This is a genomic window from Buttiauxella sp. AC038 (genome assembly GCF_979253565.1).
This window is the reverse complement of record NZ_CEEDCQ010000001.1, coordinates 2,527,960-2,541,622: the sequence shown is the minus strand read 5'-3', so window position 1 is coordinate 2,541,622 and position 13,663 is coordinate 2,527,960. Positions and strand designations below refer to the sequence as shown.

At 49.6% G+C, this 13,663-nt stretch carries 7 protein-coding genes; 4 read left to right on the top strand and 3 right to left on the bottom strand.

Translation table 11 applies throughout. The features are described from left to right. The first annotated feature begins 140 nt into the window (after window positions 1-140). The 4 genes from AC0IXI_RS12125 (at window position 141) to AC0IXI_RS12110 (ending at window position 10,039) form a co-directional block, all read left to right on the top strand. Window positions 141-5,465, top strand: a complete 5,325-nt coding sequence (locus tag AC0IXI_RS12125; RefSeq protein ID WP_471682470.1) for a peroxidase family protein — start codon at window positions 141-143, stop codon at window positions 5,463-5,465. Window positions 5,466-5,475: 10 nt separating this feature from the next. Further along, window positions 5,476-7,215, top strand: coding sequence for a type I secretion system permease/ATPase (locus AC0IXI_RS12120; protein WP_471682469.1), 1,740 nt, complete (start codon window positions 5,476-5,478; stop codon window positions 7,213-7,215). After that, complete coding sequence (locus AC0IXI_RS12115; protein WP_471682468.1) at window positions 7,215-8,552, top strand: HlyD family type I secretion periplasmic adaptor subunit; 1,338 nt, start codon at window positions 7,215-7,217, stop codon at window positions 8,550-8,552. The genes AC0IXI_RS12120 and AC0IXI_RS12115 overlap by 1 nt, the downstream gene beginning before the upstream one ends. A 188-nt stretch (window positions 8,553-8,740) precedes the next feature. Next, window positions 8,741-10,039 carry a glycoside hydrolase family 10-like protein gene (locus AC0IXI_RS12110; RefSeq protein WP_064518931.1) on the top strand — a complete coding sequence of 433 codons (1,299 nt, stop codon included), beginning with the start codon at window positions 8,741-8,743 and terminating at the stop codon, window positions 10,037-10,039. 592 nt (window positions 10,040-10,631) lie between these two features. Here AC0IXI_RS12110 and paaY read toward each other — a convergent pair. The 3 genes from paaY to paaK form a co-directional block, all read right to left on the bottom strand. After that, window positions 10,632-11,225, bottom strand: a complete 594-nt coding sequence (gene paaY, locus AC0IXI_RS12105; RefSeq protein ID WP_471682467.1) for a phenylacetic acid degradation protein PaaY — start codon at window positions 11,223-11,225, stop codon at window positions 10,632-10,634. A gap of 9 nt (window positions 11,226-11,234) precedes the next feature. Then, window positions 11,235-12,167: a phenylacetic acid degradation operon negative regulatory protein PaaX gene (gene paaX / locus AC0IXI_RS12100; protein ID WP_064519042.1), complete on the bottom strand. Its 933-nt coding sequence runs from the start codon at window positions 12,165-12,167 to the stop codon at window positions 11,235-11,237. Window positions 12,168-12,335: 168 nt separating this feature from the next. Beyond that, a complete protein-coding gene (paaK, locus tag AC0IXI_RS12095; protein ID WP_134182567.1) occupies window positions 12,336-13,652 on the bottom strand; it encodes a phenylacetate--CoA ligase PaaK in 1,317 nt (438 codons plus the stop codon). Between the last annotated feature and the right edge of the window lie 11 nt (window positions 13,653-13,663).

Genomic DNA, 13,663 nt, shown 5'->3' with positions numbered 1-13,663 from the left:
TATATAAAAATGGACCTTGGTTGCGTCATTGCAACCCGATAACTCATTTCAACACACACGGTACATTCTCCTGCCTTTTTTGAAAACGACAGGTACGAGTGATGATAGCTAGTTCAAGGTAAAGATAGGGGTAATTATTTATGGCCTCACAATATGACTTTACTGTCACGCTGCACGATCTTGCTTTTATTCTCAAGCAGATAAAGATATCTGAAGCAGCGACAAACCCAGACGGAAGTGTTAACGGCGATGCACTTCGAGATTTAGTTTCCAGCCCGTTGTTACCCTACGGTATCCGTACCGTAGATGGCTCATGGAATAACCTTCTTCCGGGTCAGGAACTATACGGTTCAGCCGATCAAAATATGCCAAGACTAACCGAGTTGAATTGGCAAGATGCGGATGCCATGACCAGTTATACCCAACTCGGTGGGACGGTCATTGATGCAGACCCGCGTATTATCAGTAACTTGATATCGGACCAAACCGCGTCAAACCCGGCAGCAGTCGAAGCGCATAATGGCTTACAAGATTCCCCAGGAGGAGGAACCACATCGGAAAATGGTAGTTTGTCGATTCCTAACCTGTCTCCGGATGTGGGTTTGTCCCCTGCTTTCAATGGCTGGATGACACTATTCGGGCAGTTCTTTGACCACGGCCTGGATCTAATTCCAAAGGAGGGAAACGGCATTGTATTTATTCCGCTGCAACCTGATGACCCCTTATATGTAGAAGGGTCGCCCACTAACTTCATGGTATTAACCAGGGCAAAGGTTGATGCTAACCATGAAACTGTCAACCTCACCACCCCCTTCATCGATCAAAACCAAACCTATACCTCCCACCCTTCACATCAGATATTCATCCGCGAATACGTCATGATTGATGGCAAGCCCGAACCTACCGGCAATTTATTAGGTGGCGCGAACGGCGGGCTGGCAACCTGGGCTGATGTCAAAAACCAGGCTGAAACCATGCTCGGAATTAAACTCACCGATCAGGACGTGTTTAATGTTCCGCTGCTGGCCACTGACCGTTACGGCAACTTGATCTTAAGTGAAAACGGCAAAGTGCAGATTGTTACCACTTCCGGGCTGGTTGAAGCGAATGGTGATTTCCTGCCCCCAGGAACGCTGCGCACCGGGCATTCTTTCCTGGACGACATTGCCCACACCGCTGCGCCAAAAGCCGGGCTGTTGGCCGATGATGATGATGTGATTGGTGGTGTTCAGGCAGCCGGAACCTATGATGACGAGCTTCTCGACCGCCACTTCATCACCGGTGATGGGCGCGGCAACGAAAACATCGGTTTAACCGCGGTGCATGCCGTCTTCCACAGCGAGCATAACCGTCTGGTGGAAGAGTATAAAACTACCTTGCTGGCAACTGGTGATATCGATCTTATCAACCAATGGCTGTTGCCAGCACACCAAATAACTGAGCTACCAGCTGATACCAGCACCCTGGTCTGGAACGGTGAGTATTTATTCCAGGCAGGCCGTTTCACCACAGAGATGCAGTATCAGCACCTGGTCTTCGAAGAGTTCGCCCGCACCGTACAGCCTGCTGTCGACCCGTTTGTCTTCTCCAACACGGCAGATATTAACCCGCTGATCTTTGCTGAGTTCGCACACGTGGTTTACCGGTTTGGCCACTCGATGCTGACAGAAACCGTAGCGCGTACCGATATTGATATGCAAAACGGTGACATTGGCTTGATTGAAGCGTTCCTGAACCCGGTCGCCTTTAATGAAATTAACGGTGGCACGGTTTCCGATGAACAAGCAATTGGCGCAATTGTTCGCGGTATGACAAGGCAAGTCGGTAACGAAATTGATGAATTTATTACCGATGCGCTGCGCAACAACCTTATCGGGTTACCGCTTGATTTAGGCGCTCTTAACATTGCTCGTGGCCGTGATACGGCAATGCCAACACTAAACCAGGCCCGTGAGCAGTTCTTTGAACTCAGCGGCAACAGTGAGTTGCGCCCTTATACCAGTTGGGCTGACTTCACGACTTACCTGAAAAACCCGGCTTCCATCATCAACTTTATGGCTGCCTATGGCCAACATGAGTTGATTCTTGGCGCAACCACCATTGAAGGCAAACGCGATGCAGTGAACTTCTTGCTGTTTGGCGATGGCACTTCCCAACCGCCTGTCGATGCAATGGATTTCTTCAACAGTACCGGTGCATGGGCCACTAAAGAGTCCGGCCTGAATATGGTCGACTTCTGGATTGGCGGGCTTGCCGAGCGTAAGAACGAGTTTGGAGGGATGCTGGGTTCTACCTTCAACTTTGTCTTTGAAACGCAAATGGAAATGCTACAAGACGGCGACCGTTTCTACTATCTGAGTCGAGTTCAGGGGCTAAACATGCTCAATGAGCTGGAAGCCAACTCATTCTCCGCGCTGGTTATGCGTAACAGCGACCTCGGGGAAAATGGCTCATCTCACCTGCCCGCTAACCTGTTCCAGACTCCAGACCATATTTTCGAAGTGAACCGGGCGCTGCAAACGGAAATAGACCCGAAATGGGGTAACCCGCTTAAAGATCTGTTAACGCCTTTGCTGACACGGCGCGCTGCCACTCAGGATGTAAACGGCGATGGTGCGGCTGACGGCGCTTACCTTAAATACACCGGCGATGGGCATGTGGTACTCGGTGGTTCTGCTGGTAACGATACGTTAATCGGCGGTAAAGGTATCGACAGTCTATGGGGCGATGGTGGCGATGACCGCCTTGATGGTGGTGACGAGGCGGATGTGGTTCACGGTGGTGATGGTAATGACATTATTACCGACACCGGCACGCCAGTTGGCGATGCTGACTTCCTGCACGGCGACGCAGGTCATGATGTCATCTTCTCCGGCAACGGTAACGATCTGGTATTCGGTGGCAGCGGCAGTGATTTTGTAGTTGTTGGCGAAGATGCCCAGGAAGTGTTTGCTGGGCGGGACAATGACTTTGTTCTGGGTGGCTCCGGCGCTGATGCTCTGCTTGGTAACGAAGGCGATGATTGGCTAGAAGGCGGTGACGGGTTTGACTCACTGACAGGTGAAAACTCCGAGCTGTTCTTCAACAGTACGATAGTTGGCCACGATGTGCTTAACGGCCAGGGTAACGACACGGACTACGATGGCGAAGCTGGCGACGACATCATGGTTCAGGGCCCGGGGATTCAGCGCAACAATGGCATGGCCGGTTTCGACTGGGCAATCCATAAGGGCGACCCGCATGGTGCTAACTCTGACCTCGGCATTCCGATTTTCGTTAACCAGCAAGAGTTTATCCTGCGGGATCGCTTCGATCTGGTTGAGGGGCTATCGGGCTGGAAACACAACGACATATTAGTGGGCACCGAACAACCGCTTGGGACCGCGCCGGTACTGGGCACCCCGCTCTCCAACAATCTTACCCAGGAAGGTGCTGACAGGATTAGCGGTCTGCAGGCCATTCTCGGTGTTGAACACTCTGCGGATCCTAATGCAGTGTTGGTTAACCCCGATGATGGCAGCGATATTTTACTCGGTGGCGGTGGCAGCGACCGCATAACCGGTAAAACGGGCAACGACATTATTGATGGTGACTCGTGGCTGAACGTGCGAATTGCGGTCAGCGGAATGCCGGGCATCACCAGTGCAGACAGCATGAACGAACTGAAATCTTACATGCTGGCAGGCACCTTAAAACCGCATCAACTCTCGATAGTGCGTGAGATCTTGCGTGAGGGTAATGGCTCTGAAACCGACGTTGCGGTTTACCGCGATGTCAGTAGCAACTATGCCTTCACCCGTATGCCAGATGGCAGCCTCCGGGTTGACCATGCTACCCCCGACGCCGCATTGAATTTTGATGATGGTGTTGACCGCCTGCTGAACATCGAAAAAGTGGAGTTTGGTAACGGTGAACAGTTGTGGGTAACGGCACAACAGGCTACAGGAAATCTCACCATTGATAACCCAACACCCGAAGTTGGCGACCTCCTGCGAGTCAACCTGGCGAATCTGCAGGATGGCAACGGTATTGCGGCTAACGCAGCTATCACGCTGACATGGCAGGCATTTACCAATGGTCAATGGCGTGATCAGACCGTCGGTGAGGAGTTCAGAGTACCTGGCGCTATTTTGGGTGCTCCACTGCGTGTGGTTGCCAGTTTCAATGACCGTATGGGAGATGCTGAAACCCTGGTTTCAGCTCAAACCCAGGCCGTTATGGTACGCGACCAGCCGACTACGGGTGCCCCGGTGATTAATGACCTGACACCGACCGAAAGCGTGACACTTACTGCTGTTGTCTCGGGTATTGCTGATGCGGACGGGTTGACCGGCGGTAACTTTAATTATCAATGGAGAATGAGCACTGCGACCGGGTTTGTGAATATTGTTGGTGCCACAGCGGCCACCTTCACTCCGGCTCAGGCGATGGTTGGCAGGACTCTACAAGTGGTGGTGACAGTCACAGATGATGAAGGAAACGCCCCTGTTGTCCTCACATCTGCCACTACCCAGCCTGTTGGCGATCTTATTATTGGATCTAACGCTGGTAACACTCTCATCGGCACCGCATGGAGTGACATCCTTCGTGGTGAAGGCGGCAATGATACCCTGCTTGGACGTGCGGGTGACGATTTGTTGGTTGGTGGTGCAGGCAATGACAGCCTGTTAGGTGAAGCGGGACAAGATATCTTGCAAGGGGATGCTGGCAACGATGATCTCGATGGTGGTCTGGGAGCAGATAGCATGGCCGGCGGTGCCGGAAATGATACCTATATCGTTGATAACGCTGGCGACATCGTTATCGAAGGTCTCAATGCCGGGACAGATATTGTCCGAACCAGCCTCGCAAGCTACGACTTGACCGATAACATCGAAGAACTGGTGTTTACCGGCCAGGGCAGCTTCATCGGTACCGGGAATGCTATTGCCAACAACATTACTGGCGGCAACGGGAATGACTTTTTGTTTGGAATGGGAGGCAATGACCAATTAACCGGTGGGCTGGGGAATGACTTCCTTGATGGTGGCGATGGTGCCGATAACCTCCAGGGTGGGATTGGCAACGACGTGATGATTGGTGGAGCAGGTGCTGATGTTCTTTCTGGCAGCATAGGCAACGATATCCTCAACGGACAAACGGGTAATGATGCAATGGACGGCGGCACCGGTAATGACATCTTCGCTTTCAGCGCAAGCTTTGGGCAAGACCGCATCACTGGTTTTGATAGTAACGCCGTTGGCGGGCAGGACTACCTCGATTTAAGTTTGTTAGGTATTACTTCGGGTAGTTTTAACAGCAATGTCGCAATTACGGGAAACAACGGTAATACCGTCGTTACTGTTGGTGCTGATGTCATTACTTTAGTCGGCGTGAACTCAACCACCGTTAATATTGGTGATTTCATTCTCGAATTACCATCAACCTTTGCCGCTAATAATGGCAATAACTCACTGATTGCGTAAGGAGAAGACTATGTCGCGCCAGCATACACCAACAGAACTGAAGAGTGCATTAAAGGGTACTAAACCGACCTTTATAATGCTGTTGTTTTTTAGTTGTGTAATTAACATGCTTATGCTGGCGCCGGCAATATATATGCTACAGGTCTATGACCGTGTTTTGGTCAGTAAAAATACGACGACCTTATTGATGTTGACGTTACTTATTGTCGGCATATACATCGTTATTGCGATGATTGAATCGGCCCGTTCAAGCGTCATGATTAGGCTTGGCAACCGGCTCGATGTCAAAATGAATAAGTTAGTCTTTAATGCTGCATTTAAACGAAAAGTTGCTACAGGCGATAGTAACCCTGCTCAAGCGTTAGCCGAACTGGATCAAATTCGGCAGTTTCTTTCCGGCAGTAGTTTATTTGCGCTGCTGGATATCCCCTGGACACCGATATATTTATTCATTGCCTTTCTTGTCCACCCGCTGTTGGGGTACCTCTCTTTGGGAGGAATAACAATATTATTTATCCTGACCCTGGTTTCTGAATTTTCGACCAAACGCCCTATTCAGCAAGCACATGTGTTAACCATCAATAACGCCAGCAAACTCAATAAGCAATTACAAAACTCCGACACAATAGAAGCGATGGGAATGCTTTCCACCCTAAAACTCCACTGGGGGGAACAGCATGACAAAGTGCTGGTATTACAAACTCAGATTGCCGATAAAACGGCCGGATTAAACAGTTTAAGCCGCTTTGTACGTGTGCTGCTGCAATCTATTGCGCTGGGTGCCGGGGCCTTACTGGTGATCGGAGGCCAAATTACCCCAGGGCTGATGATTGCCGCTTCTATCATTCTTGGGCGCGTGCTTAATCCGGTAGAACAAATCATCGGAAGCTGGAAGCAGTTTGTGCAATTTCGTAGTGCATGGCATCAGATATCAACACTGCTGAAGGAGTACCCGGCACCAAAAGAGGTTCTGACCCTGCCTCGTCCGAAAGGAAATATCAGTGTTGAAAGTATTTTTGCCGCAGCACCAGGCCAACATGCTCCACTGCTACGTAATATCTCATTTCAACTCGAGAAAGGTGAAGTGCTGGGTATTATTGGCCCTTCGGCATCAGGGAAAACCTCACTTGCGAAGTTGCTGGTTGGCGTCTGGAAACCTCTATCCGGTAAGGTTCGCCTTGATGGTGCAGATATTTGCCAGTGGGATAAAGAGTTGCTTGGCCCATCTATCGGTTATCTCCCGCAAGATGTTGAATTATTTGACGGCAGCATCGCGCAAAATATCGCCCGCTTTGCCGAAAACGACAGCGAACTTATCGTTGCTGCCGCAACTTTGGCTGGCGTGCACGACATGATCTTACGTCTCCCCCAAGGCTACGACACGCCTCTGGGTGCAGGCGGACACCAATTGTCCGGAGGGCAAAGGCAACGTGTTGGGCTGGCACGCGCGGTGTATAACAATCCTGCATTCATCGTGCTGGATGAGCCAAATGCCAACCTGGATGATGCAGGGGAGTTTGCCCTCGTTAAAGCGATTAATACGCTGCGCACCCAAGGCCAAACCACCGTCATTATCTCGCACCGCCCGACGCTGCTCGGTGTAGTCAATAAAGTCTTATTACTTAATGACGGAGCCATGCAAGAGTTCGGCACCCGCGACCAAGTTTTTGCCAATCTAAGGCAGGCCAATATATTAAAACCGGTAGCGACCTCCTCTTCATCGAGTACTGAACAGCAACGAGAGGCCTGATGATGAAAAAGAATAATAAAGACGCGCAAACCCCCGGTTCTGGCAGCGTTGATACCAATATCTGGCCTCCAATACTACGTGGGATCATCGTTATAACGCTTGGCGTTGGCGGTTTTTTATTATGGGCTGTGCAAGCTCCTTTAGATGCCGGTGTGGTAGCTGACGGGACGGTGACGGTTTCAAGCCACCGTAAAACTATTCAGCATTTAAGTGGTGGGCGAGTCACCGATATTTTTATTAAAGAAGGCGATTTAGTTAAAAGAAATCAGGTGTTAGTGCGGCTGGATAAAATGCAGCTTGGCATGCGTTACAGCACGTTAAATGCACAATATATGTCAGCAAAAAGTATTGAAGACCGTTTGCTGGCAGAACGAGGCGGCCTGGAAACCATTGCTTTTGATAATACATTGACACAACAATTTGCTGAGAATAAACGGCTGATTGAGGTCAGGAATCTTCAAGAAAAGTTATTCGAAACACGCAGAAAAAATATCCAGGATGAATTATCAATGATTCAGGAGACGCTCGATGGCCTTGTAGAACAAACCGATAATTTAAATAAAATAAAAAGTTTTCGGGATCATCAGTCTAACCTAATCAATCGTGAGTTGGGTGCGATAAGAGCGCTGAGCGAAAAAAACTATTACCCTAAAGCACAATTACTGGTGCTTGAACGCGAAGCTGCTGAAATATCCGGCAGCGTATCAGAGGATATTCTGAATATCGCTAAGCTAAAATCACAGCAAAATGAACTGAAGATCAAAGCGTATCAAGTGCGTCACCAATATTTGCGAGAAGTGGAATCCGAACTTACGGAAAAACAAAAAGAAGTCTCTGTGCTTGAAGATGAGTTAGTTTCGACTCGGCATGAACTGGATAATACGGAAATTCGTTCACCTATTGATGGCATAGTTCTGGATGTAAAAGTCAGTACTGTGGGCGGTATTATTCAGCCAGGAGAACATTTAATGGATATTGTTGCTGCCGGGCAACCTCTGCAAATAGATGCAAAAATACCGGTACATGCCATTGATAAACTGGTTCCCGGGTTGATGGTTGATGTGCTGTTCCCTGCCCTTAACCATGCCTTATTGCCATCAGTTCCTGCGCGTGTGTTAACTATTTCTGCTGACCGCTTAATCGATGAAGCCACGCAGCAGCCCTATTATCTGGCAGAAGTTCAGGTCTCTACAGAAGGCGTGCGTTTGCTGGGCGACTACAAAATTAAAGCGGGCATGCCGGCAAGTGTGACGATTAAAACCGGAGAGCGCACATTCTTGAGCTATTTGTTCAAGCCATTAATCGCGCGTCTGGAACTGGCGTTTAAGGAGTACTGATGCCATCCTATTTAAGGCGAGTGGCCATAGTGCCACTCGCTACTATTTTTCTTCTATTTAGTCTTCCCGATGCCCATTAACATAATCTACATCATTGACTTAAATGCGAATCAGAAGAGAATATTCGTTCCTGACTATGTGCCGCAAAATTGGAGTCTACCATCAGCCGCTCTCGTAACTTTCCGCTTATGACAAGAAAAGTGAAAACGTCAGGCGCCTTTGTTATCGCCGCTATGTTACTTGCCAGCTGCTCTTCAAAACCACCGGTCTCACTCGTGACCCCGGTGACTAAACAGACGCATCCAGCATCGCGTTCGCAAAATCAAGAACCAGTACGAGGCGTATGGCTCGCGACGGTGTCTCGTCTTGATTGGCCCCCTGTTGCATCAGTGAATCCCAATAACGCTTCCACTCGCGTTAGCCAGCAACAGCAGGCGCTAAAAAACAAATTAGATAACCTGAAAAGTCTTGGAATTAATACCGTATTTTTCCAGATCAAACCCGATGCCACAGCGCTTTGGCAATCAAAAATTTTGCCATGGTCAGATGTACTGACGGGCAAAATTGGCGAAGACCCAGGTTACGATCCGCTGCAATTTATGCTCGATGAAGCACACAAGCGCGGCATAAAAGTTCACGCCTGGCTTAACCCTTACCGTGTTTCCACAAATACTAAACCGTCGACCGTTGCAGAACTCAACAACACTTTGTCGGACCAACCACCGAGCGTGTTTGTGCTGCATCGCGACTGGATTCGTACATCAGGCGATCGTTATGTATTAGATCCCGGCATTCCAGAAGTTCGTGACTGGATTACCAGTGTCGTTGCTGAAGTGGTATCGCGTTATGACGTTGATGGCGTGCAGTTTGATGACTACTTCTATACAGAGTCCCCTGGTTCCTTCATCAACGACAACCCGACATTCCAAAAATATGGCCAGGGATTTGATTCAAAAGCGGACTGGCGTCGGCACAATACGCAGCAATTAATTGAACAAGTTTCTCGAACTATCAAACAGTTAAAGCCAGGTGTCGAATTTGGTGTGAGCCCTGCTGGCGTATGGCGTAACCGTTCATTTGATCCGGCAGGCTCCGATACCAGAGGTGCTGCGGCATACGATGAATCTTTTGCTGATACACGAAAGTGGGTGCAACAGGGCCTATTGGATTACATCGCCCCGCAGTTGTACTGGCCTTTCGCGCGAGATGCCGCCCGTTATGATGTGCTCGCAAAATGGTGGGCTGATGTGGTGAAACCCACAAATACGCGGCTCTATATTGGCGTTGCGCTCTACAAAGTCGGTGAACCGTCCAGGAAAGAGCCAGACTGGACTGTAAACGGTGGTGTACCCGAGTTGAAAAAACAGCTCGATCTGAACGAATCTTTGCCACAAATCAGCGGCACCATTTTGTTCAGAGAGAACAATCTCAACCAGCCACAGACCAGAGAAGCCGTTAGCTACCTTAAAAACCGCTGGGGTAGTTAACACCTACAACATAACCTATTGAATGTAATGAATTTGTTTTAAAATGACGTCGCTACGTGAATTTTGCTGTTTTGGCAGTACATCGGTGCAGCAGAATTCACGTAAATGCATCTAAAAATTAGGCATCATTTATTCCTAACATGAAACAGCGTTGCCCATCTCTTTTTGTATCCTCGCTATGGTTCAAAAAAACCAATCGAAATAGTCTGATTTTGTTCAGCGATTGGCATATCAATTCCGCCACATTAATTATTTTTTATATTGAATTATGGGGTGAGTATTAATTGAGCAATATTGAGGATAATGTGAAGGGAATGAAATTGAGTTTTATCTGGTTGTTCCAGTTTTATATCCACCGATAATCACTGGTAATGTTAATAGTGAGAAACGGTATCAACCATGAAGAAATTTGTACTAATTATCAGTAGCATAGTAATTATCATGAGCCTGTCTGGCTGTATTTACAGGGATGGTGGCCATCACCACGGCTGGCATCATCACCATTATCGCTAATTAAAAATAAACCCCGGAATAATCAGAGGCTATTTATTTGTCCATCAGGGAAGTGACCAAACTTCCCTGGTACTCTTTATTACTGGGGTTTCACATTGTAACCGGCACCCACAGCTTTTTCGTGACGATTAGGCTCCACTTCGCGCAGTGGTTCAACCTGGTGCATCGTTTGCTGACAGCGGATCACCAAATCCTGGTATTCGCGTGTCCCCTGCTTTTTCCACGCAAGTTCATCCGGGCGTAACTCGCGCACCACTTTCGCTGGGCTGCCCAGGATCATCTGGTTGGGTCCAAATTCCGCACGGGCTTTAACAAACGCCGTTGCGCCAACAATACTGTTTTCGCCAATCTGTGCTCCGTCAAGGATCACCGCATTCATACCGATCAGTGCATTTTTACCAATTAAGCAGCCATGCAGAATCGCACCGTGGCCAATATGCCCGTCTTCTTCAACAACTGTGTCCTGCTCCGGGAAACCATGCATCACACAGTTATCCTGCACGTTAGCGCCATCTTTGACGATGATGCGCCCAAAGTCACCGCGTAAGCTGGCATTCGGCCCGATATACACACGGTGGCCAAGAATCACATCGCCAATCAGCACGGCCGTGGGATGCACATAGCTGTCTTCCGGCACTACGGGTGTGAGTCCATCAATTTGATATACGGGCATAATAACTCCTTACGGCTTGGTATTGATCCCACCAAAGCGCTGATAGTAGCCGCTTCCCGGTTGTGGCAAGTCACCCACTGAGGTTTCACCATGTTCGCTGACAAAAGCCAGTGCGCCCGGTGCGACACGCTGATAGATGTTGATACACAGCTGGCGGGCGCTTTGCCCTTGCCAGTGTGGCGGCAGTAATTCATCAGGAAGCAGCGGATCTTTCAGCACTACGCGGCGGTAGAAATGTATGAGCAAAAGTTGAATCTGGAAACAACGCAACGGCGTCAGTTCGCTGGCATCTGCCTCACGCAACAGCGGCAACAACGGTCGAAACGAGTTGATAAACTCACCGTAGCGCTCATTTTTATCAGTGAGTAGCCAGCACTCTTCGACGCGGGCTTTGAGTGCGGTTTTTGATGTCTGAAGCGGTGAACTGGCTTCAAAACAGATCACGTTATCCGCCACACCAGCTTCATGTAGCAGGTTTTGTACATCGGCGAGATTTTGCGATGGCGACGCCATCAGGCTGGGGGCAAGTGTGCCAAACCCTTGCCAGATAAGCTGATTTTTCACTTGTTGAAGTGTGCTTTTTTCAAGCCCTTCGGAGAGCAAAAGCAACCACTTGCCGTCCCATTCAGGCTGCCCGGCACGGTAGATTTTCGCTTCTGCCCGGCGCGTCATGCGCTGGCCCATTTCTGTCAGGCGATAAAAACTCCGTCGCCCGACGCGCTCCACATCAAGCCAGCCCTCTTTATTAAGCCTGAACAGTGAAGTGCGAACAAAACGCTCACCAAAGCCCAGTGACTCCAGCATGGTCGCAAGGCTACCGAGCCAAATTTCACCGCCGCGATGCGCCAGTGCATCTCCATATAAAGAAACAATCAGCGACGTTCCGCTAATGGGAACGGCGCTGACCGCCTGCTCAATAAACTGTTCCAGTTTGCTGTTCATCATCTGCCAGAAATTCCGTTTTTAACGCACATTAGCCAAAACATAGCACAACAAAGACAATAAAAATCAGGTCATTAACAATGCGATTCACAATTTCTAGAAATACAGATTTTCCGGGTCGGATAAACGCTGCAGCGTCTGATATAACCGACCCAATAGTGGTTGTGATTACTGATTCGCGGCCTGGCGCAAATCACAAACGCGAATCGCTTTCCCTTCCGAACGAGGCAAACTGCCGCAGTTAACAATGCTGATATCGGTTGAAATCCCCACCATTGACTTAATCTGGTGACGCAACTGGTGGCAAACGGAACAACGCTGTTCATGGCTCAAATGCAGACTGCTCTCTTTGAGCTCAACTTTCACCGCCAGCGTGTCGAGATGGCCATCGCGATGTACTTCCAGCTGATAATGCGGTGCCAGGTGTTCAAATTTTACGATCTCTTCTTCCAGTTGCGATGGGAACACATTCACACCACGGATGATAAGCATGTCGTCTGAGCGCCCGGTGATGCGGTCCATACGGCGCATAGTACGGGCGGTGCCTGGCAGTAAGCGCGTCAGGTCGCGGGTACGGTAACGAATCACCGGCAGCGCTTCTTTGGTCAGCGTCGTGAACAGCAACTCACCCTGCTCGCCATCATCCAGCGCGGCACCGCTTATCGGGTTAACAATTTCCGGGTAAAAATGATCTTCCCAGATAGTTGGCCCGTCTGTGGTTTCCAGGCACTCCATCGCCACGCCCGGTCCCATCACTTCTGACAGGCCGTAAATATCCAGAGCGGTAATGCCGAGGCGGCGTTCAATTTCACGGCGCATCGCATGAGTCCAGGGCTCAGCACCAAATACTCCGACACGCAGCGAACAATCTCGCGCATCGCCACCCATCTGACGTTCCAGTTCTTCAATCAAGTTCAGGCACCAGGACGGAGTAACCATAATCATGTCCGGGCGGAAATCGCGGATCAGTTGCGCCTGCTTCTCAGTTTGCCCACCGGACATCGGAATAACGGTCGCCCCGAGGCGCTCAGCGCCATAATGCGCACCCAGTCCGCCTGTAAACAGCCCGTAACCATAAGCGACGTGAATTTTATCTTTTGGCGTACCGCCTGCGGCACGAAGCGAACGGGCGACAATATCAGCCCAGGTATCAATATCTTTTTGCGTGTAGCCGACTACCGTAGGTTTGCCCGTTGTGCCAGATGAGGCATGAATACGCACAACCTGTTCCATCGGCACCGCAAAAGTGTCGAACGGATAGTTGTCGCGCAAATCTTGTTTAGTGGTGCAGGGGAAAAGCCGAATGTCCTTCAGCTCTTTAAAATCATCAGGGTGCACGCCCACCGCATCAAACTTGCGTTTGTACATCGGCACGTTGTTATAAGCGTGATTCAGCGTCCATTTCATACGCTGCGTTTGGAGTGCCTGCAGCTCATCAACTGATGCGGTTTCAATCGGTTCCAGCTTTGTAGTAGAGGTTATCATTATAGGGTACT